This is a genomic window from Pseudomonas sp. FP1742, from assembly GCF_030687145.1.
Classification (GTDB): domain Bacteria; phylum Pseudomonadota; class Gammaproteobacteria; order Pseudomonadales; family Pseudomonadaceae; genus Aquipseudomonas; species Aquipseudomonas frederiksbergensis_D.
Window position 1 is genome coordinate 3,108,779 of record NZ_CP117460.1, and the last position, 26,212, is coordinate 3,134,990.

22 protein-coding genes and 1 pseudogene are annotated in these 26,212 nt (G+C 55.8%); 6 read left to right on the plus strand and 17 right to left on the minus strand.

Annotated elements, in window-relative coordinates:
• Nucleotides 1-2 precede the first annotated feature (2 nt).
• Nucleotides 3-1,250 (minus strand): MFS transporter, encoded by a 1,248-nt coding sequence (locus tag PSH64_RS13735; protein ID WP_305480977.1) that lies wholly within the window; start codon nt 1,248-1,250, stop codon nt 3-5.
• 290 nt (nt 1,251-1,540) lie between these two features.
• Between PSH64_RS13735 and PSH64_RS13740 the strand changes: the two genes are divergently transcribed.
• Nucleotides 1,541-2,917 (plus strand): carboxylesterase family protein, encoded by a 1,377-nt coding sequence (locus PSH64_RS13740; protein ID WP_305480978.1) that lies wholly within the window; start codon nt 1,541-1,543, stop codon nt 2,915-2,917.
• Here PSH64_RS13740 and PSH64_RS13745 read toward each other — a convergent pair whose 3' ends face one another.
• The gene (locus tag PSH64_RS13745; RefSeq protein ID WP_305480979.1) at nt 2,918-3,208 is read right to left on the minus strand and encodes an MbcA/ParS/Xre antitoxin family protein; all 291 of its coding nucleotides are present in this window, start codon (nt 3,206-3,208) and stop codon (nt 2,918-2,920) included. It lies immediately after the preceding gene.
• A 331-nt stretch (nt 3,209-3,539) separates the two neighbouring features.
• On the opposite strand from PSH64_RS13745, the pseudogene PSH64_RS13750 reads away from it, so the two are divergent.
• A pseudogene (locus tag PSH64_RS13750) lies at nt 3,540-3,665 on the plus strand (transcriptional regulator); the annotation flags it as partial.
• A gap of 194 nt (nt 3,666-3,859) precedes the next feature.
• Here the strand turns inward: PSH64_RS13750 and PSH64_RS13755 are convergent.
• The 13 genes from PSH64_RS13755 to PSH64_RS13815 form a co-directional block, all read right to left on the minus strand.
• Nucleotides 3,860-4,642, minus strand: coding sequence for a cyclase family protein (locus PSH64_RS13755; protein WP_305480980.1), 783 nt, complete (start codon nt 4,640-4,642; stop codon nt 3,860-3,862).
• On the minus strand, nt 4,629-5,627 hold the full coding sequence (locus PSH64_RS13760) for an NAD-dependent epimerase/dehydratase family protein (protein WP_305480981.1): 999 nt from the start codon (nt 5,625-5,627) through the stop codon (nt 4,629-4,631). The genes PSH64_RS13755 and PSH64_RS13760 overlap by 14 nt, the downstream gene beginning before the upstream one ends.
• Nucleotides 5,618-6,610 carry a fumarylacetoacetate hydrolase family protein gene (locus PSH64_RS13765; RefSeq protein ID WP_305480982.1) on the minus strand — a complete coding sequence of 331 codons (993 nt, stop codon included), beginning with the start codon at nt 6,608-6,610 and terminating at the stop codon, nt 5,618-5,620. Before PSH64_RS13765 ends, PSH64_RS13760 begins: the two co-directional genes overlap by 10 nt.
• The gene (locus PSH64_RS13770; RefSeq protein ID WP_305480983.1) at nt 6,607-7,179 is read right to left on the minus strand and encodes a cupin domain-containing protein; all 573 of its coding nucleotides are present in this window, start codon (nt 7,177-7,179) and stop codon (nt 6,607-6,609) included. Before PSH64_RS13770 ends, PSH64_RS13765 begins: the two co-directional genes overlap by 4 nt.
• Before the next feature lie 9 nt (nt 7,180-7,188).
• Nucleotides 7,189-7,965, minus strand: a complete 777-nt coding sequence (locus PSH64_RS13775) for an SDR family NAD(P)-dependent oxidoreductase (protein WP_305480984.1) — start codon at nt 7,963-7,965, stop codon at nt 7,189-7,191.
• Nucleotides 7,962-9,137, minus strand: coding sequence for an MFS transporter (locus PSH64_RS13780; protein WP_305480985.1), 1,176 nt, complete (start codon nt 9,135-9,137; stop codon nt 7,962-7,964). The genes PSH64_RS13775 and PSH64_RS13780 overlap by 4 nt, the downstream gene beginning before the upstream one ends.
• Nucleotides 9,127-11,607, minus strand: coding sequence for an RND family transporter (locus PSH64_RS13785; protein ID WP_305480986.1), 2,481 nt, complete (start codon nt 11,605-11,607; stop codon nt 9,127-9,129). Before PSH64_RS13785 ends, PSH64_RS13780 begins: the two co-directional genes overlap by 11 nt.
• 3 nt (nt 11,608-11,610) lie before the next feature.
• Entirely contained in the window at nt 11,611-12,669 is a 1,059-nt protein-coding gene (locus PSH64_RS13790; protein ID WP_305480987.1) for a YCF48-related protein, read from the minus strand.
• Nucleotides 12,670-12,726: 57 nt separating this feature from the next.
• A complete protein-coding gene (locus PSH64_RS13795; protein WP_305480988.1) occupies nt 12,727-14,094 on the minus strand; it encodes a DUF1329 domain-containing protein in 1,368 nt (455 codons plus the stop codon).
• Nucleotides 14,095-14,108: 14 nt separating this feature from the next.
• Nucleotides 14,109-15,791, minus strand: coding sequence for a DUF1302 domain-containing protein (locus PSH64_RS13800; protein WP_305480989.1), 1,683 nt, complete (start codon nt 15,789-15,791; stop codon nt 14,109-14,111).
• An 82-nt stretch (nt 15,792-15,873) separates the two neighbouring features.
• A complete protein-coding gene (locus PSH64_RS13805) occupies nt 15,874-16,995 on the minus strand; it encodes an FAD-dependent oxidoreductase (RefSeq protein WP_305480990.1) in 1,122 nt (373 codons plus the stop codon).
• A gap of 109 nt (nt 16,996-17,104) precedes the next feature.
• Entirely contained in the window at nt 17,105-17,491 is a 387-nt protein-coding gene (locus PSH64_RS13810) for a Rieske 2Fe-2S domain-containing protein (protein WP_305480991.1), read from the minus strand.
• Nucleotides 17,492-17,494: 3 nt separating this feature from the next.
• Nucleotides 17,495-18,436, minus strand: coding sequence for a VOC family protein (locus PSH64_RS13815; RefSeq protein ID WP_305480992.1), 942 nt, complete (start codon nt 18,434-18,436; stop codon nt 17,495-17,497).
• A gap of 272 nt (nt 18,437-18,708) precedes the next feature.
• Here PSH64_RS13815 and PSH64_RS13820 point away from each other — a divergent pair, with 272 nt between their 5' ends.
• From PSH64_RS13820 to PSH64_RS13835, 4 genes are all read left to right on the plus strand, one after another.
• Nucleotides 18,709-19,629 carry a LysR family transcriptional regulator gene (locus PSH64_RS13820; RefSeq protein ID WP_305480993.1) on the plus strand — a complete coding sequence of 307 codons (921 nt, stop codon included), beginning with the start codon at nt 18,709-18,711 and terminating at the stop codon, nt 19,627-19,629.
• 261 nt (nt 19,630-19,890) lie between these two features.
• Nucleotides 19,891-21,048 carry a S9 family peptidase gene (locus PSH64_RS13825; protein WP_305480994.1) on the plus strand — a complete coding sequence of 386 codons (1,158 nt, stop codon included), beginning with the start codon at nt 19,891-19,893 and terminating at the stop codon, nt 21,046-21,048.
• Nucleotides 21,049-21,484: 436 nt separating this feature from the next.
• Nucleotides 21,485-22,543: an aromatic ring-hydroxylating dioxygenase subunit alpha gene (locus PSH64_RS13830; protein WP_305481150.1), complete on the plus strand. Its 1,059-nt coding sequence runs from the start codon at nt 21,485-21,487 to the stop codon at nt 22,541-22,543.
• Between the two features lie 104 nt (nt 22,544-22,647).
• Nucleotides 22,648-23,586, plus strand: a complete 939-nt coding sequence (locus tag PSH64_RS13835; RefSeq protein WP_305480995.1) for a PDR/VanB family oxidoreductase — start codon at nt 22,648-22,650, stop codon at nt 23,584-23,586.
• A gap of 5 nt (nt 23,587-23,591) precedes the next feature.
• Here the strand turns inward: PSH64_RS13835 and PSH64_RS13840 are convergent, their stop codons facing one another.
• Both PSH64_RS13840 and PSH64_RS13845 read right to left on the minus strand, forming a co-directional pair.
• Nucleotides 23,592-24,311, minus strand: coding sequence for a GntR family transcriptional regulator (locus PSH64_RS13840; RefSeq protein WP_305480996.1), 720 nt, complete (start codon nt 24,309-24,311; stop codon nt 23,592-23,594).
• 954 nt (nt 24,312-25,265) lie between these two features.
• Nucleotides 25,266-26,087 carry an AAA family ATPase gene (locus PSH64_RS13845; RefSeq protein ID WP_305481152.1) on the minus strand — a complete coding sequence of 274 codons (822 nt, stop codon included), beginning with the start codon at nt 26,085-26,087 and terminating at the stop codon, nt 25,266-25,268.
• Nucleotides 26,088-26,212: the final 125 nt, after the last annotated feature.

Genomic DNA, 26,212 nt, shown 5'->3' on the forward strand with positions numbered 1-26,212 from the left:
CATCAGTCTACTTGACCTAGCGCGCTGGCCTGCACAACCTGCTTTCGGGCTGTCAGTAACAGAAACGCCATGATCAGTGCGGCGAACGCGGCTGGAACGCCAGCGCTGAATAGCAACTGGTGTGGCTCAAAACCTGCACTGATCAGAAGCCCTCCGGCTGCCGGACCGACGATAGAGCCGATCCGCCCCCATGCTGCAGAGTAACCCACGCCTGTGGTTTGAGCTTGTACTTCATACATTCTGACCGCGATCGCTACTTGGCCCAGTGTTCCGGCTACAAGGCATGCACCAATGGCTCCGATTGCAATCAATAAATCGCTTGGGCTGAAAGCTCTCAAGGCGGTCATCCCAATCAGCGCCACAGTTGCCATAGACGTCACCATGAGAATTTGACGAATACCAAATCGCGCAGCTAGCGGAATCAATAGCAGGCTGCCAAGAACGCCTCCACCTCCAAGAGCGGCCACCCCCAACGCAGCATTTGCAACAGTAAACCCCAAGGTGGTCAGTACGGTCGGTACCCAGAAGCAAAGCGCATAGAAGGTGGTGAAGGTGAATAGAGAAAACGACCAGAGCAGCATGGTTTGCAGGCGTTGAGGTTTTTTTAACAAACTCGCCACTCCGACACTCGTGCTGGAGAGTACCTTATTACCTGACTCGTGACCTGGTAGTACCCAAATTAGCCAGGGAACCAGTAGCGCAGGCAAGATACTGCCCAGCACGAAAAGGCTTTGCCATCCGAACCTCTCAATCAGTGCCCCCCCAACCAAACCGCCGACGGTGGCACCGAGCGAAAGACCAGCACCCACCGCCACACTGACTGCCTCTTTCCTCCCTGAGGGGCCATTTGCCACGGCCAGAGCAATAGCAGCAGGCAATACCGCGCCAAGTCCAATTCCGGTGATCAAGCGCCATGCCGCCAGGGTAAAGATTGAATGGGAGAGCAATGTAGCAATACTACCTAATGCAAACCCGATCACGCTGATAATGATGACGGTCTTCTTACCATACCGCTCACTCACACGACCACTCAGCAAGTAGCCGATTACCGCACCCGCGCTGGTAGCAATGAATACGGGGGAAAATGCCGAGACGGGCAAAGCCCACTCTTTGGAGAGCGCGGGCACCACAAAGGCGATCAGCGTGGTGTCAAAGCCATCAAGCAAGACGGCCAGAAAGGCAACCGTGACAACGGACCAGCGCACAGGATGGTTTTTTTGATTTTCATAAGCGAAAGGATGTGACTGCATGAAAATATCCAATGTTGAGAGCAGGGCAAGTCATTCCCATACGCTGCAATGCGCTGCTGTCCGTCCGAGTGTCTATGCACCAGCGACTAATCCAGCGGGATCGCTCACGTTAGATGCTTCATATTTCCTGGTCTATCCGCCTGAATAGAACGTAGTGTTCCAAAATCAGAACGTTTGGAACCTGGCGCAACGTAAAAAATAATTAGCGTATTTACCAAGTAATCGTTTCATTCATGGAACGCTTAGTTTCGAAGGTGGCGTTTTTTAGCAAATTAATCGGATAGCGGCTGATGCACGACCACCGTCTACTACGACCAAATATGTCGGAGGAATTTGTTATGTCATCAACCGAAACGAGTATTCCTGGTTTACAGCACGACTCTGGCGAACTAGTTGCCATTCGCCTGAGTGGTATTCGCTACGCTCAAGCCGCACGTTTTCAGCCCCCTGAGGCAATCGAACCTCCGGAGAATTTATTGTCGGCCACCGCCGGCCATTCAAAAATCCCCTGTCAGCTGCCTTCACGTCTGGAGCGCGTAATGAGCGCACCTTTAGTCGATCTGCCCCAGACCGAAGATTGCCTTTTGCTGGACATCACTCTGCCACCGGGCAATCTCAATAACTGCCCAGTGATGGTTTGGTTTCATGGCGGCGGCTACTTCACGGGGGGCGGTGGGCTACCGTGGTACCGGGCCGAAAAGCTTTCCCAGGAGGGCGGCGTTATCGTTGTCAACGTGAGCTACCGCTTGGGAGTGTTTGGTTATTTGCTTCTGGACGGGGTTTGTGAAGGCAATCTGGGATTGCTCGATCAGATTGAGGCGGTTCGCTGGGTTAATCGCCATATCGCTAAGCTCGGTGGCGACCCGGGAAAGGTCACGCTGTTCGGGCAATCTGCTGGTGGGCAGTCAATTGCCTACTTAATGGCCATGGACAATATTCGCCCGCTGTTCGCTCATGCGATTTTGCAGAGTCCGCCTATGGGGGTGCATCAGGACGAAGCAGGTGCCAGAGCTTTCGGTGAGACATTCGCGGCAATGCTCGGTAAGGATCCACTCACGGCAAGCGTAGAAGAATTGTTGGCCGCGCAAGCCCAAGCGTTGTCGGTTGCTAAATCTACGCTGGTCATTGGTCCCATCGTAGATTGCTACCCACTATCAGCATTGCCGGAACTACAAAAGGCCTGGTCGTCTTGCCGTGTACCGACGTTGCTCGGTTGGACAGCGGACGAAGCGTTGCCGTTCCTTCCTTTGCCAGAGGGCGAAGGACTATCGACTGCTCATCGCCGGATGCTGATGCGCCAACAAGGAGAGCCTTTAGCTAACTCGCTCTTCATCGACGGCACGCGGCAATTGGCCTATACACTCGCTGAGGCCGGTCAGCCGGTTTACCTATACAGCTTTGCTTGGCAGGCACCCGATTCTCTTTGGGGCGCCTGTCATTGCATCGAACTGCCATTTTTGCTCGGCGATGAAAGTGATTGGTCTACAGCCCCAATGCTTCAGGGGGCGGTATGGACTCAGCTTGAGAGGCAGGGTGCGGCGTTGCGTTCAATCTGGCTTGAATTCGCCCGCAACGCATCAGCGCAGGAAGTCGAGGCATCAGTATCGCGACCGTGGCGGCTTTGGAGCGTAAGCCCTTGCGCATCATTGTCTGACGTAGATTTGTAATCAGAAGGAGTACCCATGGTGGATTCGCTCAAGTGCATCGTTGACTTTTAGGTATCCAGTTTCACTGTGTGCGTGCTCCAGCGCAGTGGATCCACCGAATTCTGTTTTCGGCTGATTCAGCCAAATATCCGCGTTCGCTTTGTTGCCAAAGACTTGCTCGGCTTGTAGCTGAATCAGCTCCACATAATTCAATTTTGAAGCTCCGATAAAAAATCCACCCGTGAACAGGAGGCTCGTCAGAAGCAATGGACGCTCTTTGTCTTGCTGCATAAAAAGCAAAATGTCAAACACTCGACCTGGCTCTGTACGGGGTTGTTGTCTCTTATGCGTAACCGAATCAATTAGTTAAGAGGCTAGAAAGGTCATTTCCGGGGATTTCGCGATTGGAGCACAGAAGGGAGTAGGGCCGTGAAGTGATTTCGAATCCTAATCGGTCAACCAAGTAAATGACTTATGGAAACGTTACATCCATACACATCATTTAACAAGTGGGCGATGTCAGATGTTCATAAGCGATCAGCAGCCCAAAAGTACTGGCTCAGTGTCCCTCAAATGAACGCAACTGTTCATCGATTTTTGTTCATCAAATGAGTTTTTCCACCCAGCACCAATTTATTGCGCTGTAGTGGTCTACAAAAAACCGAACACTGGTGAAATCATCGAAAGCAAGGGTGGAAATCACAAGGGGCTTAAAGAATGGAAAACTGAGCACGGCTCCGCGACCGTTGAGTCCTGTCTGACAAAGTGATTCTGGTTTGAGTACAAAAGGGCCCGAGAGGACCCTTTTTTTGATGATGTATGAAGAGCGATTTTTTCCTGGGACAAGTAGGACTGATGTTGCGCATTGCGCTTAACGTAGTCTTCCTTTTTGCCTACTCATCATTTCCTTCATCATCGAGCTCGGCATCCATACCAAGCCGGTTCATATTTGTGCTAGCAAAGTCATTCAAATAAAGCTACAGCGCGGACAAATCCTGCAGAGGCGTGTCGGATTTTGTAGGGGAAGCACGAAATCCAAAAACCTGATGCAGGGAGTAATTCCAGGTTGGCCAACTTTTCCATTTGACCGTAGCCGATGTCACGCCCGGCCTTATGCCCTTCCCAAATGATCGAAGCATCACCTGACTTGGCGAATTTCTCTTTGGTGTACTTGAAGGGGGCGTCCCAACTCCAAGCGTCAGTTCCCACCACTCGCACCCCTCGCTCCAGTAGATATAACGTCGCGTCACGCCCCATTCCAACGCCTGCATCGAGGTAGCCCGGCTGCCCAAACAGACTTCCGGCACGTGTGTTTATTACGACGATTTCCAAGGGCTTCAGTTCGTGATTGGTTCGCCGTAACTCAGCTTCCAACTCCGATACAGTCACCACGTGTCCATCGGGCAAGTGCCGAAAGTCGAGCTTTACGCCAGGCTGTAAACACCATTCCAACGGCAACTCATCGATACCGAATGCCGGCTTCCCACCGTCCGTTGTGGATGCATAGTGCCAAGGTGCATCCATGTGAGTACCACTATGTGTAGTGATACTGAGCCGCTCAGCCGCCCATGACTCATTGCCAGGCAAGTCTTCTTTGCGCAGACCGGGGAACATGGCTGCCATTTCGGGCCAACCTTCCTGGTGATCCATGTAGTCGATCTTGGGGAGCAGAGGCGGGGGATCTGTGTAGGGATTGTTGTCCAGACAGACCGACAAATCGAGCATGCGACATTTATTGAGGTTCATGGACGACGGCTCCTGCTTTGGATTTTTTCGATAGGGTGAGACTGGGAGAGTTTCTCAACGCATTGCGCAGTAGTGCAGCAACGGAGCCATCATGACGAAAACCCATTGCGCGAGCTCGCGGGGTTCGAAGTGGTGGCTGGCGCCCGAACAAGACCTCCAACTGAGGGTCGGGTTTGAATTTGATTTTTTCGCCATTAGCTTTGCCGAAGCGACCTGCGAGAGCATCGAGTACCTGGGCTATGGATAGTTGCAATACCGGCAACTGCCAGAGTCGACCCTCCGCCAAGTTTGTGAGTTCTGCGGCATGTAGCAGGTTCTCCACGCAACAACGAGCCGACATCCACCATGCAGCTGCATGCGGTGAAACTGGGCAGTCATACGGCTCACCTGCAGCGTACGCATGCAAGAGGTCGCTCATGAAAGCGGACTTCAATCCGTTTGGTTCGGTTGGGCGAGCTACAATCCCGGGAAGTCGTAGCACACGTCCATCGACTTCGCCACGGCGAGCCAAGTCCTCAATGGCAATCTCGATCATGCGCTTGTGTGCTGCGTAGGAAAGCTGAGGGTGCGCAGCCTGCGTTTCATCCATTCTCGTAGGGAGTTCACCTCCGTATACGGCAACACTGCTTGCATAGACCAATACGGGGGGGCAGTCGTGGTTGCGCAATTGATGCAAGAGCTCCAGGCTGGCTTGCAAATTGACTTGGTAGCCCAGATCGTAATTCATCTCTGCAGCGCCGCCAGGGATGCTAACGAGGTGAAAAACCACATCGATTCCGTCAGCCAACACCCGACGCAGCAGTGCCGGATCGGTAATGCTGCCTGAATGGCGGCGCAGGCGACTGTCTTCTGGCAGGTCATCCAGATTCTGGTCAAGCAGCAGAAGCGCTTCGATCTTTCGCCCGCGAATCTCACCCAGCTTCAGCAGGTGGGTGACCAGTTCACGACCAACGAACCCATTGGCACCACTGACCATCACGCGCATGTCCAGCCTCCCTGCACCACACGCTGATCGATTGCGCCAAATAGCACATCATCATTGGGCCCCCTGACCTCCATTCGTATTCTGTCACCGAAGTGCATGAAGCCGGTGCGAGGTGCACCTTCAGCGATGGTCTCGATGGCTCGGCGCTCCGAAATGCAGGCAGACCCAACAGACCGGTCGGCATTTGAAACTGTGCCTGAGCCGATCAACGTACCGGCACTCAGTTTGCGCGTCAGCGCAGCGTGGGCAATTAACTGGTGGAAGCCAAAGTGCATGGCTCCTCCGTGCGGATGACCAAACCACTCGCCATTCCACTCGACCTTTAACGGGAGATGTACACGGCCGTTAACCCACGCTTCGTCCAGTTCGTCTGGGGTAACAGCTACAGGGGCGAAACTGGTAGAAGGCTTAGCCTGGAGGAAACCAAAGCCAGTTTTCATCTCTCGCGGTGCCAAGGCGCGAAGGCTAACGTCGTTTAACTGCAGCACCAGGCGAATATGTTTTAGTGCCTGCTCAGCAGGACAACCCATAGGGACGCCGTCTAGCAGTACAGCGAACTCGCCTTCGAAATCGATGCCATGAGCCTCACTGGGCAAGGGTATGTCTGCACGCGGGCCAAGAAAATCGTCGCCGGCACCCTGGTAGATCAGGGGGATACGTTCGATGTTCTCGATGGGCTCCAGGTTGAAAGCTTTCTGCATCAATTCGCCATGGCTGAGGAAGCAGGAACCGTCCAACCACTGCCATGCGCGCGGTAGTGGGGCCATCAACTGTTCAATGGCAAGCTCAAAGCTTCCGGCGACCTCACAGAGGTTCAAACTACGATAAAGATTTTCCAGATCCGGTTGCACGTTTTCCCAGCTATCCAACGCAGCCTGCATTGTGGCGACAATCCCGCTGGCGTCTACAGCATGCTGTAGATCGCGCGAGACCACGAGCAGGCGTCCGTCCCGGGTACCGTCATTGAGTGTGGCAAGCTTCATGGCAGGAGCTCCTGCAGATCCGGAGCATAACGACCGTCCAGGAGGATGAAGACCATCCTCGCCATTTGCTCTGTGCGGTTACTCCAAGCGTGGTTGGTGCCTCGCTGTACCACTATGTCACCTTTCTTGAGGTGAACCTCTTCCCCGTCAAGCACTAACCAAATCTCACCTTCCGTGACGACTCCATAATCCAATGTCTCGGTGCGGTGCATAAGTTTGTGTTTAGAGTCGGCCTTTCCAGTACCTGCATGGCTTTGGCCAATCTCTGCGAACGCAGCAGCTGCATCCTCTGCGCTGACCTGGTTTTGGATGCTGTCCGGCGGGATATCCACCACTCGAATCACGCTACCCAGCGGCCCAGGGATAAGTTGCAGCGGCTGGGCAGTAGGGTCATCAGCGTTGTCCAGTGGGGCGGGGGTGGTTGCGCTGTTCCATACTTCGTAGAAGACAGTACCTGGAATCGCTTTGAGCGGGAAGTTGTTCGGTGTTGCGCCGCAGCTAGCGACGACGGCATGCCCCTTGGCATCGTGACCCGTAACAATGCGTTTAAAATCTGGAAGTTTTTGCATAAAGTCTCCTTAGTTTCCATCACCGATGGTGGTACCACCATCGACTACAATGTTCTGTCCGCTGATGAACGCGCCGCCTGGTGCGGCCAGTAAAAGTGCCAAGGCAGCTACTTCCTCCGGGCGCCCAACACGACGCAATGGGGTGAGCGCCATGCGGCGCTGCATCACTTCAGGGTTATCTGTTAGTGGGCGTGCGAATTCGGTTTGAATCACGCCGGGGCTGATAGCATTGATGCGGATGTTCTCGGGGCCCCATTCCACAGCGAGATTGCGGGCGAGTTGTGCCAGGCCTGCCTTCGATATCCCGTAAAGCCCCAGTGCCTTGTTGCCGCGCACCCCGGCGATGCTGGCCATCAGCACCACGCTGCCGCCACCCCGCGCTGCCATGGCCGGTAGCACGGCACTGGTCAGCCACAATGCGCTGCGCAGGTTCACGGTCAGGGTGGCGTCCCAGTCGAGATCGCTCGCGGTTGCCAGCGGCCCCATGTGCGGGGCGATGCCAGCGTTGCACACCAGCGCGTCGAGGATGCCAAAGCGCGCCAGCACGGCCTCGGCCAGGATAACGACATCCTCCTGCTGGCTGAGGTCGGCGGCGATGGGCCAGGCGTCGAAGCCCTCCCTAGTCAAGGTTGCGGCCACCCGAGTACAGTCTTCAAGACTCTCGCTACTAATGGCCAGGCGCGCCCCGGCACGGCCATAAGCACGGGCGATGGCCAGACCGATGCCGCGGGTAGCGCCGGTGATCAACGCCGCCTTGCCGGCCATGCCGAATAGGTCTGTATTCATGCGTGTTCTCCCAAGGGGGCGATGGTAGGGATGCGCAGACAGCTCAGGGCTACCAGCCACTGCAGCCCGCCGATCACGGCCAGCGCGATCGGCAAGGCTGAAGGAACGCCTGCGGTCATGGCCAGCACCACTAGGGGGCTGACGAACTCACCGGCGAAGATCGCTGCGGTAAACAGGCCGCTGGCCCGCCCGCGCTGGCTGAAACCGACCTGGGCCATGACCCGGGTGATCAAGGTGGGTAGCATCAGGCCGATGCCCAGTCCGTTGATAAAAACCGCCAACGAAACCAAGCCGTGACTGCCCGCCCCCGCCATCAACAATCCACCGCTGCCGGCCAACAAAAAAGCCAGCAGCAACAGCCACGAAGACCGAGCGCGACCAATCAATCTAAAACTCAGGGCGCCTAGCACTACGCCCACCTGGTTACCGCCCATGGTCATGCCGATCTGCTGCGGCGCGTCCACGCCCAGCAGGTTAAGCAGGTAGCCAGCCTGCACCGGTACGATGAACAGGCTCATGCCCGCCAGCAACGCCAGCACCAGCAGCGGCAACAACCCTCGCCATGGCAAGCGGCTCTGGGCGGCCTCAGCCGCCACCAGCGCCCGAGGCTCCCATAGCCACAGCGCCATCAACGGTAGAAGCACTAGACCCACGGCATACAAGGCGAACGGCGTGCGCCAGCTGTCCTGGCCCAACTGCCCGCCGATGGCCATAAACAACACCGCCGATAAGGAAGTCGCGACCATCTGCAAGGCAAACAGCCGCTCGCGGCGCCCGCCGCTATAGTAGTCGCCCATCAGGGCGGTACAGCAGGTCATAATCGCCGCTTCGGCCACGCCGATGCCGGCGCGGCTTAGGACAATGGCCTGCAGTGAATCGAGCCACAGAGGCAAAGTCCCGCACAGCGTGTAAATCAGCATCGCCACCAGCAACAGCGGCTTACGCCCGGTACGGTCGGCGATCATCCCGGCGAACGGCGCCAGTAAGGCAATCATCAGGGCCGGTAGAGTCAGGGCCACCGGAACCAGCACGGCAGCCCCCGGTGTGTTGGCGAAATACACCTGCATGCGTGGCAGCACCGGGGCCAGCAGTACCGCGCCCAGTACCGGCAGGCAGCTGCCGAGCAGCAGCAATAAGGATTGCGGCGTACCGGCTTTGTATTCAGCCTTCATGACGAACCTCCAGCGCAACCGGGCGTTGAAAAGCCTTGTCCTGCGCTACTGGGTTGCGTGTGGCGACCGGATTCAGTACTGCGGGTGTGTCTGCAACCGGGCGTTTCTGGGGCAAGAGGAAATACGCCAGCGCCGGCAACAAGATCAGCGCCCCGACCATGTTCCAGACAAACATGAAGGCCAGCAGCACGCCCATGTCTGCCTGGAATTTGATCGGAGAGAAAATCCAGGTGCCCACGCCGATAGCGAGTGTCACGCCTGTCAGCATGACGACCTTGCCGGTGAACAGAAGCGCCTGGTAATAGGCCCGGGACAGGCTTTCGCCTTGGCGAAGCTGGGCCAGCACGATGCTCATGACGTACAACGCATAGTCGACACCGATGCCTACACCAAGAGCGATAACGGGCAGGGTGGCGACCTTGACGCCCATGCCCAGCGCGACCATCAAGGCTTCACAAAGAATCGATGTGAGCATGAGAGGCAATACTGCACAGAGCACTGCGCGCCACGATCGGAAAGTCACCAGGCAAAGCAGAATGACTGCGCCGTAGACCCACCACAGCATGTCGTGATTCGCCTGTTTCACAACGATATTGGTGGCCGCTTCAATGCCTGCACTACCCGCGGCCAGAAGAAACGTGGCATCGCCGGAGTTATTGTTCCTGGCAAAACCTTCAACATTTCCGACAACGTTGTTGAGCGTGTCGGCCTTATGGTCTTTGAGGTAGGCATAGAGCGTCAACAGGCTGCAGTCATCGTTGTACAAGCCACGTGGGGCTCCCGCGGTGACCATGTTCAAGGTCGCCTGGTTGTTCACTAACTCGTACCATTTGGGGTTGCCTTCGGAGAGACCAACCAGCACGCGGCGATTTAACAACGCCAAGGAGTTAGTCGAGTCGACACCCTCAAGTCCGCGAAGCTGCCAATCCAGATCATCAACTCGCTTCAGCGTGTTGTACGTCGAGCACTCCCCAGCGCGAGTCTTCACCATCACGGCAAATACGTCGCTGCTTGCACCGTAATGCTGTGTTATGAATCCATTGTCACGGTTGTAGCGAGAGTCAGGGCGAAGCTCTGGAGCGCCGGCATCCAGATCACCAACTTTCAGCTTCAGGCTTACTGCGTAGCCTGCGCAGGCCATGAGCGCAGCGACGATGACGCATAGCGTTGCCCAACGCTTGCGAGTGAAGAGATCCAGGAAACGCCATACAACGTGTTTCTCTTCGCCACACGCCTCAGCTTCCTCGCCTCGAAGGCTGCGCCGAGCCGCTTTTTGGCTAACGCCAATGTAGGAGAGCAGTACCGGGAGCAGAATCAGGTTTGTGAAAATGAGGACGGCTACGCCGAGACTGGCGATTACTGCCAGATCCTGGATCACCTGTATCTTGATGATCATCAGAACTGCGAACCCCACCGCATCACATAGCAACGCAGTCAGGCCGGCCAGGAACAACCGGCGGAATGTAAACCGCGCAGCCACCAGGCGATGCATCCCGCGCCCTATGTCCTGCATGATGCCATTCATTTTCTGTGCGCCATGGCTCATGCCTATTGCGAACACCAGAAATGGCACCAGCACCGAGTAAGGGTCAAGTTCGTACCCGAGCAATGGTAGTAAACCCAGCTGCCAAATCACTGCGACCAAAGAGCAGGTCACCACCAGAAAGGTGCTTCGTACGCAACGGGTGTACCAGTAAAGTACTGCCGCGGTGATCAAGATTGCTGCAGCGAAGAACACTAGAATTTGTTTGAGACCATCGATCAGGTCACCTACAACTTTCGCAAAACCGGTGATGTGGATCTCAACACCTTGCGCTTGGTATTTAGTACGCAGTTTTTCCAGTTCATGAGCGAAGACGGTGTAATCCAGAGGCTGACCATCAGGCGTTCGTTCCAACAGTGGCACGTACACAATGCTGGAGCTTTGGTTGAAAGCCACCAACTGTCCGATCTCGTTGGAGCGCTCAACGTTACGCTTAAGGGATTCCAGGCTTGCACTGCCGCCGTCGTAGCCATCGGGAATTACCGGGCCGCCTTCCAGCCCTTCCTCGGTGACACCAGTCCAGCGAGTAGATGGCGTCCACAGCGACTTCATTGCTGCACGGTCAACCCCCGCCAGCAGATACACCTCATCGCTGAGTTGCTGGAGAGTGTGCAAATATTTTTTGTCGTAGATACTCCCCTCCGGGTTCACTACGGCAATTCGCACAGCATTGCCAAGACCCGCCAGTTCCTGGCGGTGCTCCAGGTAGTTGACGATGTACGGATGCTCACGCGGAATCATCTTCTCGAAGCTTGCATTGAGTGTCACGCGTGTCGCCTGCCATGCCAGCAGAACTGTCGCGACCAGGCAAAGCAGTACAACCAGGGCACGATGGTTGAAGAGTGCGCGCTCCAATACGGAGCCGGAGGTGCTGTCGAAGTCGTCGAGACTGCCGGCAGACGGAGTAGGGGAGGTCTTTACGTGCATGGCTCAGTCCGCGATTTTGGAGGAAAAAAAAGGCGCCAGGCGCCGCGCGCCTGCCATTCCAACAGCGACTAGGGCGCCATCAGATGTTTCACTGACTGAGGTCAAAGGAAGTCCTTCGGAAACGGTGATTGGCTGAAAGTGCAGATCTGTAAGTCCGCTCCGCAGGAGGATGCCGGCCTGATTGACGAGCAACAGGTTTTGACCGGCGATGCGAATGGCATTGAGGGAAGCAGCAATGGGGTTGTCGACAGTCTGGAAGCTGTTGCCACTATCATCAGAGGAGAACAGCTTGCCTCGCAGGCCTCCGACCAGAATCTTCTTATTGGGAAGAATTGCAGCGGCAAAATAACTGCCTTCGTAAGAACCCTTGAGGGCTTCGAACGTGAGGCCGCTATCGATGGAGTGCAACAACAAACCTTGCTCACCCGCGATAATGATTTCATCGCCGTCGCGAGCCATCGCATAGAGATGCAGGCCTCGCGGATTTGGAAGGTTCCCCATCCAGGATTGCCAGGTATTGCCTCCGTCCTTCGTCATCAGCGCAAGACCGTACGCCCCAAGGGCAACGCCATGGTTTGCATCAACGAAGTTCACTACCAACAGAGGCTTGTCGGCACCGTCGGCCGACAATCTCTGCGCCACAGCGATTCGCTTTGAATCCCCGGAGTATTGAGCTGCTTGCAACTCAAGGGCAGCCGCTTGCTTTCCATCCAGCTGCAATTGCCAGCTTTCCCCGCCATCGCTGCTATGCAGCACGACACCGGAGTGACCCACAGCCCAGCCATTCTTCGAGTCAACGAATTGCACGCTGGTCAACGTTGTGCTGACGGGGCTCGCGGATTGTCGCCAATGTTGGCCACTATCATCTGACAGCAGCACAACACCGCGTTCGCCGACTGCAACCAGCCGCGAACCGGCTTGGTTGACGTCCAGGAGCACCGCATGCAGTGCTTGAGATCCGAGTACTGCCTTTTGGGAAAGGACATCGACCGTATCTGCTGCCCAGACCGGCAGCAACGAGCAACCCGCTGCCATTAGCAAGCCGGAGATTATCTTTTTCATCGCACGCAACCCTTTTTGTTCTTATTTGATGCAGGCGGGGCTTACGCCCCGCCAGAATCACCGGACGCCTTCACCCGCCATCGCGTCAGCGGTAAATACCGAGTCCTTGTAGGGCGGCACGATGCGGTATTGCTCGCTCTTCCCGGCAAAAACGTCACCGACGAACCATGCACCGGAAAGCAGGTCGTAAAAACCGGTAGTGACTGATGCAGTGCCTGGGAGGTCGGGCAGAGCAACTGGCGAAGTCCACAACACTTTTGCGAGTTGCCCCCGGGCGTCGTAGCGATCACCAAGGACGGCTGTCCAGGTGTCCTCATCGAGGTAATAGGTGCTCTTGGGCATAACGTGTCGAGCACCGCTCTTCAGGGTCGCTTCAACTACCCAGACACGGTGCAGCTCCCAACGCACGGCGTCGGATTTCATATGGTGCGCGTCGAAGAGTGCTTCGGGGCTGGAGGCTGTGAATACCCGGTTCGAGTTGTACGGGATGTACAACTCTTTCTTGCCGACCAGCTTCCAGTCGAAGCGGTCAATTCGGCCGGTAAACACATTGAGCTCGTCGAAGCTCATCACCCCAGCGGTCGCCGGAGTCGGGGTGTCGCAGCAGGCGTTAGGAAGGCGGCGAACTCGGCGCTGGCCAGGGAGGTACGTCCAGGCAGTGGTGTTGTCGGCATTGATATTCTCAAGACCTGTGATTGCCTCTCCGGCGCGTAATGGTGGGCCGTCGTTCGTCATCCGGATTGACCAGAAGACGCCCTTGTCACTGCTGAAACCGGGTAGGTACCAAGGCATTTGAACATCTGCCCGGGAGTCGTTCGTCAGTACATGCTTTCCGTCCGCCGTGGTGAGGTACTGAGAGAAATTGGCGTGCCACGAAGCTCCGCGCCAACGCAACAGGTGGTTCCAGATGGCTTCTTCGCCATTCTGGGGGATCGGGAACGGAATACCGCCTGCCGCGCCTAAAGGCATAGGCCCCGCCGGGCCGCTCGCCAGTTTGCCGCTGGTGGCATTCGCGAAAGTAGCATCGTAAATGGACTGCGGGGCAGCGGCAGTGCGACGAGTTGGGTACACCACGACCTTGTAGCTGTCCGGGTACTTTTTCAGCATGGCTTGGGTGCCAGCCGACAGCTTATCGGCGTACTGAGCCATGTTCTGGGCGGTAATGGTGAGCAAAGCCTGGTCGGCCGCGAACGGATCATTGCGCTTGCCGCCTTCCTTGTATGAGGGGTCGGCCTGGGTGAGGCCTCCTTTCCACTCCGGAATACTGCCGTCGGCGTTGCCTGCGCGTTGCGCGCCAAATGGAGTCAGCGTCGACTTCAATTTGGCCGCTTCATCGGCGGAGACGGCTGCCATTGCCCCATGAGCAAAAAACAGCGAGGCACTCAAGGTGGTGAGCAAAGAGACAAATTTCTTATTGTTTATCATCGAATAATCCTCGGTCAGAAGGTGCGGCTGACAGTGAAGGCAAGGAAGTCGCGATCTTTGAGCGACTGTTCGAACGTGTAGTGGTTGGCGGCATCAAGGAAGGTATTTTCCGGGCCGTAGTAGTGCGTATACGTCAGGCCCAGATTCCAGGTGTTCAGATAGTTGCCTTTGAGCCCGATATTGAGGTCACCGCCGTGATCGGCTCCGAAGCCCGTGCCCAGTGCCTCGGAGGCACCGTTTGTGTAGCTGGCGCCGATAGGCACGGATAAATCCAGCCCCGGCAGGAACTGGCGATACATAGGTTCGTAAACAAGTCGCAGACTGGTCGCGTCGCGGTCTGCATTCGGGTCAATGGCGTCTTTGTTTTTGCTGACGCTCATGACTCTGTTCCATGCAATCTCACCGAGGAAATTGGCTTCCGGGACGATGAAGTTCGGCTCGAGGCTGGACAGCCATGAGATGTTGGCGTGCAGCGTCCTCCCCGTTGCATACAGAGGGTCATCGTCATTGTTGATCGACTCGCCCGGTGCAAGAGTGCGCTGGTTGGTGGACGCCAGAGGCTGGTTCCAGCGAGTGGAGAGCTCGCCAGCAATGTTGTAGTTGCCGAGCGTGGTGGAGAAGCTCGCGCCCAGAGCCTCGATACCTTCCGGATAGACCCAGTAGTACTCGCCGGCTTTGCCCGACTGAGGGTTCAGATTCGCGAAGTCCGGGCGCACGTTCAGCTGTGGATTTTTATCATGGAAGCGGATGGCGTAGACGCCCCAGTCCACTGTCTCGGTACGCCAGCGAAGTTGTACGCCGCCTTGCCCCGAGTCCTTCGCATCTTTGTCCTTACCGTGATAGAACGCCAGCGGTTGGGCACCCGGAAACAGCGGAGCGCCAATGAACATGCGCTCGTTACCTTCACCGAAGCTATCGCTGGTGGAAAAGTAGCTACCTTCGGCTGGCAGGCGGTTTGCTTCCCATTCGAACTGGTAATAGGCGCCGATGGATACATCCGGAGTCAGTTGGAGCTGGCCAGAGAGCTGCCGGACTGGACGGATCAACTCCTTGAACTGGGTATTGGGTACCGACAAGGATTTGACTACATCGATTGGCGCCATGCCGCCGGCGATACCATTCATGCCGTAGAAAAGACTTTCCCCCCACTGCATTGCGTACTGACCCACTCGACCCGAGGCTTGCATGTCGCCGACATCGGTCTTGCCAAACAGGAAGGCATCCAGAAGCTCACCTTTACGACCATGCAGGGTGCGGGTGTCATGGGTGAATTCGTCATAGGCTACTGAATAGCTATTGGCGCGGGACGGATCGTTATTGTCGCTGCTGCGGTTGTAGACGTCGTCGTACCATGCGGCTCCGCTCACACGAGCGCCGACGTTTTTGTACGTGATGTCCATTTCAGAGAGCAGATCCAGACGATTGGAGATCAGACCCTTGTCGAAGTTACGGTCGCCGTCATCCTGATTGAGCGCTGTTTGGCCATCGATCAATTTGTCGCTCTGACCTTTTGTGCGCCATGCCGAACTGTATTTCAGGGTGTTATCCCACCGTGCTCGAAGATCGGGATTCCCCGTATCGAATTCGAAAGCGTGGGCATCAGGTAGTCCTGCGGTGATCGCTAACATAGAAATAGCGAATGCAAGAGGTTTGAGTGGTGGTAACGGCCGGGTGGATGCGTGCTTGCAAGACAGCATTTAAGTCACCTCATTCTTGTTTTTTTAGGTCAGTGTTGTATTGCGATCGGGTGCGCCACAGGCTTGGCGCACCACTGCGATATCAGACAGGGTGTGAAGTGACCTCCAGCATTTGCTTAACCAGGGATATGCGATCGAAGTCGCGATCTTGTTGCATCTCTTTTTCGCCAGCGAATAGAGATTTCTCACTGATGAACTTGCAGCGTTCGAATCGACGATCCATGAAACGTTGCAGTTGTTCAGCCAAGGTGCCGCCAGAGACGAGTTCCTCGCTCAGGACAACGGCGTCCTCAATCGCCATGCCAGCACCTTGGCCAAGGTGCGGAGTAGTGGCGTGAGCGGCATCTCCGATGAGCAGGACGCGTCCGTGGTACCAACACTCATCGACGAACACTGCCTCAAGCGGCTTGTAGACAACCTGTGAGTTATCAGTGATCTGCTCACGCAATTTGCCGATCAGTCCACCAAAGCTGGAGAGGCGCTTGCGAAGCTCCTCCGCCAGGGTTCCTTCATCCATCCAGGGATTGCCCGGCTCGTGAGACGTGGTGAAGAGATACATCAAGTCATCAGCCAAAGGGACGAGACCCGCGTTACCCGAAGGGCCTTGGTAGTTGGCGAGATGATCGATTTCGGGGGCGCGTGGAAAGTTGTAACGCCATACGGATTGGCCGGTGAAGCGAGGTTGGTACTTGTCGCCGAACATCAGGTTACGAACCTTGGAGAACAGGCCATCAGCGCCTACAACCAGAGAGTAGCGAGCTCGGCTTGCATCGTTGAACAGCACATCGATACCATCCTCGCTCTGCTCAAAACTCTCGATTGAAGTACCTAGTCGAACGTCGGTGCCGAGTTCGATAGCTGTTTCGCTAAGTACCTTATGAAGGGCTCTGCGGGAGATGCCAACATTGGCTGGGTACTCCGGGCCGGCAAGGCGCTGCCCAGGAATCCGAACCAGAGGCAGGCCATCGGTGTTGTAGATACCAACGTCTTCGAATGCGTAAGCTGCATCAAGATAAGCATCGAGCAGGCCCAGCTTCGCCATTTCGCGGACTACGTTGCTTTGCTGGATGATGCCGACGCCGTAGACCGTCCATTCGGTCTTGATCTCGACCAGATCGACTTCAATCCCTTTACGGCGCAATGCGATGGCGGCACACAAACCACCAATACCACCACCGACGATCAGCACTTTTGCAATATTCATGAAGTTACTCACGTGTTGTTCTTGTTCTCCGCATACTTGATAGATGCGGTCGTTGTTAGTGCGTGGGTTTGAGTTTCCCGAGTGCCGCAGGATTTGACTAATCGAGTCCTCAGATGTGACCTATCGCGCCGCGCGATACCTCAATGGGTTGGTCGAATGGGTCTATGCACAGAAGAAGCAAACCTTCCTCGCACCGGAACTTAAAAGCGGTTAACGATTGCCCTAAACACGGGCCAAATACGCACTCTCCGCTGTCCGGCATGAACTGCGCGCCATGCGCATAGCAAATGACGCGTTGTCCGTCGGCTGATAGGAATCGATTCTTTCGGTATTCCAGGCGCACATCGAGGTGAGGACAGCTATTGCGATAGACCCGTACCTCTCCTAGATGCAGTAAGGCGAACACGGTGTCGCCGCCTGACCTGAAGGGATCAAAACCGAGCGCGCGGCCTTCTTTGAGTTGATCGAGAGGGCAGAGCGCTACGCTACGATCCACCGCTTAGCTCTGCTTCGGCGGTGGGCCACCCGGAGCCCACTTCTCGCGAGAGGTAAACAGGAACAACTGCGAGTTGTCTGCAGACATGGGAGCCTGGCGAGCAGCCCAAGCGTCATCGTGCTTATCCATGTCAGCGTCGTATTCGATGTGACAACCCAATGGGCTGTTGAAATACCAGAACCAATTGGAGCCGTAGAGGTGACGCCCGGGGCCCCAGAAACTCGTCCAACCCTTCTGCTGAAAACGGGTACCCGCGAGAAGGACTTCTGTGCCACTGCCCATATGAAAGGTGAAATGCTCACACCCTTGCATGTGTGGAGGGGTCTGGATCATGAACAGGCAGTGATGGTCATCCATGCCTTTTGCCCGCATGAAGGGGCCGACACCAACGAATCTGTCGGTGGTAACGAATCCCAGTCGATCGCGATAGAAGGCTTCACCCTTTGCGGCATCGGGAACGAAATACACGACGTGCGAAAGCGTACGAGGTAGAGCCGCCATCTCGGGAGTGATGCCCAGTTGGTTGATCGGGCGTTGTGGCGCGCTGCCCGGGGCATTGGTCAGGTCTGCTGGAGCATCGAAGCGGCGACGCCAGGAAACCTGGAAGGCAATAGCAAAACCGAGGTCATCTACTGTATGCAGGGTGCCGTTAGCATCGCGACGTACTTCACGATCTCGGCTCAACTCATCCTCGATTGCGTCGAGATCGGTGGAGGTTGCAACGCCATAGATAGTCTCGCGCAGTGAAGGCGCAGGGCCCTTTGCCGCAGGTAGCTCTGGATCTTCTGGACGACGGATGATGATGGCCGATCCGTCCAACGACTCAAAGTGTCCTCTTTCGGCATCCAGGTGTATTACGCTCAGTCCGTAATCACGAAGGCAATCAGCGCAGGCTTGCAGGTCATCGACGCCAAATACCAAGGCATCAAGGCCAAGAATGTTCATGGTTACCACTCCATTAAAATTATGATCCGGCAGCGGAGCCGGTGGTGGTGTCACTGCGGTTGGCATGCCGCACGACTGGAGTGGAGGGTGCTGTCTGAGGCGGTTGCTGACTAATCGCAACTTGAGATGCCAGCTATCCGAAAACTCGATACATGGCTGGACAGCCAGCCAGGAGAGGGCTGTTCGACGACGGGGAGGAGGCTGGCTTGACGCATCGAGAGTATCGGGTGAAGGTATCTCAAAAATAACTAGAACAGCGGAGATGCATCGCCATGCGATTTCATCACTTGGATCTGAATCTTCTCGTGGCGCTAGACGTGCTCCTGGAGGAGCAGAACATTACCCGTGCTGCCGAACGTCTCCACATGACCCAGTCCGCTACAAGCGGCGTGCTCGGCAGACTCCGAAAGTACTTCGAGGACGAACTGCTGGTGCAGGTAGGTCGTTCAATGCAACCCACCGCCTATGCGCTTGAATTGGCAAAACCAGTACGCGAAGTGCTACTGACGATTCGCTCCTCCATCACAGCAAAGCCGCTGTTTGATCCGGCTTCCAGCAAGCGGCATTTTCGCTTAATCACGTCGGACTACCTGATCAGTGTTCTCTTTGCGCAGGTTATTCAGCGCATATACAAGGCAGCACCAGGGATCACGTTTGAGATGCATCCTCCTGGGGAGCAGGCAGTGGAGATGACCCTTCGAGGGGAAATCGACCTGATGATTGTTCCGGAGCGCTATCTCATTGAAGGGCACCCATCTCAATTGCTATTTGAGGAGGAGCACGTATGTGTTGTCTGGAGTGGCAACAGTGCAGTGGGTGAAGCGTTGACGCTGGAGCAATACGCAGAAATGGGGCATATCTCTGTCGGGTTTGGTCGGTCTCGACAACTGAGTATTGAAGATTGGTTTATGAGTCAATACGGCTTCAAGCGTCGACTTGAAGTCATTACCAACGACTTCAACACGCTTCCACAATTGATCGTGGGCACTCATCGAGTAGCCACCATGCACCGCCGGCTGGCTGAGCTTTACTCACGATACCTGCCACTTCGTATCCTTCCACCGCCGGTGAAGATCCCCGTTATGAGAGAGATCATGCAATGGCACCGCAGCATGGATGGTGACCCTATGCACCGCTGGCTCAGAGAGACTGTCCACGATTCTATTAAAACGCTGGAGGAGGGCAGCAGGTAATCCGATTACCCGCATGACTCAATGGAGTCAGCCACTGCTGAAGTTTATTTTGCGCCCATGATATGCAGAATTGTGGGGTGTTGTGCTTACAGAACTCGAGTCAATGGGCGGCTCTTGTATGTTGTATCGTGATTCGTGATACCTCGCATCCTTACTCGCGATTGGCCATAAATCTTCGCACTGAATAATGTCCCGCTCTGATCGTGCCCGGAGTGCCTGAAGCCCCCGGGTTCGCCTTCAGACCGCAAAAGGACAATAAAAATGTTTCGCTATTTTCCCACTAATTATGTTTGGAACCTGTCGGTGGATCTCGCCATCGAAATGGGTGCTCGCATAGGCGAGATCGAAGAGATGTGCGCGTCTTTACAAGAGGCGGCGAAACAACCCGACGCGGCTGGCACTTCAGCCTTCCGCGAAACGTGGTCAAAGATGGCCGACAAACTCTGCGGTCTTGCCGAGGAGGACGAGGTTGCTGGCCGGCGGCTCTCTGCAGGCGAAAAGTACAATCGCGCCGCTACCTACTACCTCACATGCGAACGCCTGCAGGCTCATGGTGCACCTGGTCGTAAAGAGCTGTACCAGCGCTTTTTAGAAACCTTCGCCCGTGGCGTCGCCTTATCCAAAGAGAGCTGTGAGCGTGTTGAAATCCCTTATGAGGGCAAGATCATCTCAGGGCTCTATGTGCGCGCAGAAGGCGTCGAGGGCCCGGCTCCGTTGCTGGTACAAGTCAACGGACTGGACTCCACCAAAGAAATGAAATACCGCGTTGGCTTGCCGGCATGGTTGGCCAAGCGCGGTGTATCTTCGCTTGTCATCGATCAGCCAGGTACCGGCGAGGCACTGCGTCTGCATGGTCTTACTGCTCGCTATGACAGCGAGCATTGGGCCAGTCGAATCGTTGATTGGTTGGAAACTCGATCTGAAGTCGACGCCAAGCGTATCGGTCTGGAAGGCGTTTCCCTGGGCGGTTACTACTGCCCGCGCGCAGTTGCTTTTGAACCACGTTTCGCCTGTGGCGTTGTCTGGGGGGCCAACCACGACTGGCGGGATGTGCAGAAACGTCGGCTCGAGAAGGAAGGTAGCTTTCCCGTACCTCACTACTGGGAACATGTCAGTTGGGTTTGGGGGGCGAAGGACATCAATGACTTCATGCACATTTCAGAGAACGTTCATTTGGACGGCATTCTCGATCGCATCAAAGTCCCTTTCCTGGTCACCCACGGAGAAAAGGACTCTCAGATCCCGCTCAAGTGGGCTCACCGCTCGTTTGAGCAATTGGTAAACAGCCCCAAACGCGAATTGAAGGTCTTTACCGACCGAGAAGGCGGTGTTCAGCACTCAAGCTTCGACAATAGCATCAACGCTGGACAGTACATTGCGGATTGGGTAGCTGAAACCCTGGGTGGGCGTACCGCGTAACAACTGGCTCTGCCTGTGCCAGGCGCAGGCAGAGCCATCGGCTCACCCGACCTTAATCGTGTAATCGACGTTTACTCGCGTTTCGTTGTTGCTTCGCAATGTTGAAGCAGCCCCTGGCTCATTTCGGTAGTAGACCTCTCTGACGCGCAGGGCCAACCCTTCGCAGGGCCGGGCTGAATAACGTACGCCATCTCCAAGCCTTTCCAAGCCTGCATAAGGTTGCTGCCACGCGCGATGGCTTGACCGTCGACGTAACGTCCTGCGTGGCCCGCGCCTTTAAGCGCCTGCTTTGTTACTGGCGCGTGGCAGAAATTTTTCGGACGACATTATTGGTGTCAATGGATCCATATATAGCTTTTATCTAGCGAATATCTTGACTAAAGCCAGCAAGCAGGAATTTAATGGATCCATAAAAAACAAACCCAAGAGTATTGATATGTATCCAATGAACGCGTGGTATGTCGCCTGCACCCCAGACGAAATCAACGAAAAACCTCTCGGCCGGCAGATTTGCGGTAAGAAAATAGTCTTCTATCGAGGCGCTGAAAATAAAGTCGCCGCGGTCGAAGACTTCTGCCCACACCGCGGCGCGCCGCTCTCATTGGGCTATGTCGAGAACGGCAATCTGGTGTGTGGCTACCATGGCCTGGTCATGGGTTGCGATGGCACAACCGTCTCAATGCCTGGCCAGCGCGTTCGCGGATTTCCATGCAACAAAGCGTATGCCGCCGTGGAGCGCTATGGCTTCATCTGGGTCTGGCCAGGAGACCAGAGCAAGGCTGATCCGGCGCTGATACACCACCTGGAGTGGGCGGACAATGATCAGTGGGCGTACGGTGGCGGGCTGTTCCACATCAACTGCGACTATCGCTTGATGATCGACAACCTCATGGACTTGACCCATGAAACCTATGTCCATGCATCAAGTATCGGTCAGAAAGAAATTGATGAGGCAGCGCCAGTCACCACCGTCCACGGTGATGAAGTGGTCACGGCACGGCACATGGAAAACATCATGCCGCCGCCGTTCTGGCGCATGGCCCTGCGCGGAAACAATCTTGCCGACGAGGTGCCGGTCGATCGCTGGCAGATTTGCCGTTTCACCCCGCCGAGTCACGTATTGATTGAGGTCGGTGTGGCGCATGTGGGGAAGGGCGGTTATCAGGCTGAACCCGAACATAAGGCGTCGAGTATCGTGGTCGACTTCATTACCCCGGAAACCGACACCTCCATCTGGTACTTCTGGGGGATGGCGCGCAGCTTCAATCCACACGATGAGGCGCTGACTGCGAGCATCCGTGAGGGGCAGGGAAAGATTTTCAGTGAAGATCTGGACATGCTCGAGCAGCAACAGCAGAACCTGCTGGCCAATCCAGAACGTTCACTACTCAAACTCAATATCGACTCGGGTGGCGTGCAGTCGCGGCGAGTGCTGGAGCGTCTGATCGCTCAGGAACGGGTACCCATGATTGAGGCTATGACCGTCACCGATTGATTGCTGGTGCGCTCCTCTCAGTCGTATACGCCGCCGGGCCTCGGTTCTGGCAGCCCCTTTCAAGATGACAACGGTCACAACGGTGGTCGTTGCTATGGTGTGACATGATTGAAGTAATAGTGACCTCTCGTAACAATGAAGCTCTGGATATCTGTAGCTACGAGTTAGCCAGTGTCGAGGGCCATGCTTTGCCAGCGTTCAGTGCCGGGGCTCATATCGATGTGCACTTGCTGGGCGGTATAGTCCGCCAATACTCACTCTGCAATCGCCCTGATGAACACCAATGTTATCGGATTGGCGTACTTAAGGACGCAGCTTCTCGCGGAGGTTCAAAAAGCCTGCATGAACACATTCACGTGGGTGACCGGCTGCAGATCAGCGCGCCACGTAACCTGTTCCCATTGGTGCCTCAAGCCCGGCGTAGTCTGCTGTTTGCTGGCGGTATCGGCATCACGCCGATTCTGAGCATGGCCGAACATCTGGCCCACGAGGGGGCCGAATTCGAGCTGCATTACTGCGCCCGATCCCACCAGCATGCGGCCTTTGTTGAACGTCTCAAGTCGTCACCCTTTGCTGACCGGGTGCACCTGCATTTCGATTCGGTTTTGGATATCACCGCAATCCTGGCGAATCCACAGGCGGATCAACATCTCTATACCTGCGGCCCTGGCGGTTTCATGCAGCATGTATTGGATGGCGCCATAGCTCAGGGCTGGGCTGAAGAAAATCTGCATCGTGAACACTTCTCGGCAGCCCCGGTGGATACCCGCGCGGATGGCAGTTTTTCCATCAAGCTGGGCAGCACGGGGCAAGTATTCGAGGTGCCGGCGGACAAAACGGCGGTTCAGGTACTGCAAAGTCACGGTATAGAAGTCGCCATTTCCTGCGAGCAAGGCATCTGCGGTACTTGTCTTACCCGCGTACTGGAAGGCATTCCCGATCATCGCGACCTGTTCCTCACTGAAGATGAGCAGGCGGCCAATGATCAGTTCACACCCTGCTGCTCGCGCGCCAGGTCGGCCATGTTGGTGTTGGATCTGTAGTCGCGTCAGTCAGTGTCTTTGCGGGAAATCACTTTCATGCGATCACTATGGGGATCAGCGCCGAATATCTCCGCATAGCGCAACGTCGCATTGGCATGCTCGCGCATGATCGCCTCTGCGCGGGCGCCCTGGCCGTGAATCAGCGCATCGACGACCGAGTGGTGTTGCATGTGTGCGAAGTTGAAGCGACGAAATTCGCGGGTCATGTCGGTGCGATCAAACGCCAACGCGGAAACGGAGGCAAAGGGCAGGTGGTCGTTGCGCGCCAGCGCGTCGGCGATGGCTGAGTTGCCACTGCTGCTAACGATCACCTTGTGAAAGCGCATGTTCAGGTCGTGGAAAACTTCCAGGTCTTCTTCGGTGATGTAGCCTTTATCGAACAAGCTGTCACCTTGGGTCAGGCATTCCTGTAGCGTCGCGCGTGCCTGGTCACTCAGCCCGCGCTCCGCACTCTGCCGGGCCGCCAGTCCTTCCAATACACCACGTACTTCCACAGCGCCGGCGATCTCGTCCGCACTGAGCGACCGCACCTGGAATCCACGACCGCCGAAGCGCACTATCAGGCCTTCCTGCTCCAGGGTGCGAAAAGCCATCCGTACCGGCATGCGCGAGACACTAAATCGCTCTGCGGTAGAGACTTCCATCAGCCTTGCTCCGGCTGCTAGTTCGCCTGTGGCGATCATTTTGCGCAACGCTACCAGTACTGTTTGTCCCGGCTTGCTCATACACACCGCTTCCAGAAACGTGGGCCGCCATAGTAACGCAGGTATTCGCAGGCCGCTCGCGCGCTGCTTCGTTGCTTCTGATTCCAAGGGCAGTCGAGGTTATCTGGGCACTGGAACGAGGGGAGCCCGTACCGGACTGGCTGATCCCGGTACTCCACGAGAGCCCGGGGGCTGCTGCTGACGCCGCCTTCAGGGACACTCGTCGGAAGTAGGTATTTTCAAAACCACGCATAGAGGCAATATGGCATCCTTGGCCCCATCTTGACTGATGTAGTCGCGCCCCAGAATCATTACGGAGTGGTGACGCTTTTATGTGGCATGGAGCAAGCGAAATTCATTGACTCCCTGGTGCGTGAACGTTGCCCGGCCACCGAGCTCCACGCTCGAGAATTTGCATGCGGAAAGGCTCAGGGTCGTCAACCGTAGGGTCTATCAAATGAGGACTTTCCGTGGTGAGAGACGAACCATATGTTGCTCTTACCCCGTCGATAGGAAACTGGTTCACTTTACCAAACGCGACCATGGCTGGCTTATATCGCAGAGCTAGAAATTGCTCTTCAGTCATGTGCTCAGTAGCCAGATGTTGGCGCCTGTTTTGATTGCACGGCGTACAGGAAGGGAGCAGATTTTCCCAGCTGTGCGCCAACCACCAATAGCCAGGGTGACTAGGATCCTCCGTTACGCCGCCCTTGGGTCTGAAATGCTCAACGTCCATATCATCTCCCACCTCGTCTTCGCAGTATGCACACTTGTCATGAAAGAGGATGCGGAGCGTTGAGGTAACGTCGAAAGCCTTGTACTGAACAAACACATACGAGGTGGGCCGCGGTATCGATGTTGCGTCGAAGGTTCGATAAAACGCGGCTGCAGCCAGCTTCTCGTTTTCGACGGAGGCGCTGGGTACCGTTAATGAAGGGGGAGGGGCGACCACACTGCGATCCACATACCTCATGATCAGACTTCGTCCTTGCTCAGGGCTTGTAGTACAGCCTCAACCGCTTCAGCCCGGAGTTGTGGCCTGAGATTCCCTCTCCGAGATTCACGACGTTCAAGGTATTGGATTAGAGCTTCCTGAATAATCTGTTCCGTTGAGGACTCGCCGATAGCCAGGCGGCCCACAAGATCCGACGTAGCCGCAGCAGGAACAAAGGTTGAATCCCCCCGTAGCGATGTTCTAGCTACATCTCCCGCGAGACTGGCTAGGCGAATTTCTGTTGAGGGATCTGTGGTGCTGGCCAGACCGAAATAGTCCGACGTCAGCAGTTGTTCGGCAGTCATCCATTTCACACTGGGCAAGTCCGCTAGGGGGTGGATACGGCCTGCTTGATCTCTCTGCAGCACCATGACTTCCCCGTCATCCATCCCTCGCAGACATAACGGATCATGAGTGGTGACTATGAACTGCACCTTGGGAAATACGTTACGAAGCGAAGTCATGACCTGCATTTTCCATCTGGGATGCAAGTGCGTTTCGAGCTCGTCGATCAGGACCAAAGCCTGCGCTTGCTCCAAGTTCTCAAAGTCGTCGATAAGCTCACGAATGATATCTACTGTCATCACAAACACAGATCGATATCCTTCACTCAGCGCATCAATTGGGGTGACGCGACCATTAGCTCTTACTGCGAGGTAATCTGGCTCGACAATAAGCTCGTCGTCATCGCCCAACGCGAGGACAATTCTGAGAGCCGATGCAATAGTATCGAAGCTGTCACCCGTCTGAGCTCGCAACCAGTCACCGGGATACGGCACTGAATCAGCTTCATCGGCAGCCACCTCATTCAAGGACTCGCCATGAACACGAAGGACATGGCCCGTTGAGAGATTGGACGTCAGAAGCGGGTTTGTCGAATCAGTACCTTATGAGCCTCATGAACATTTCTAACATGGCATCTGGTTTA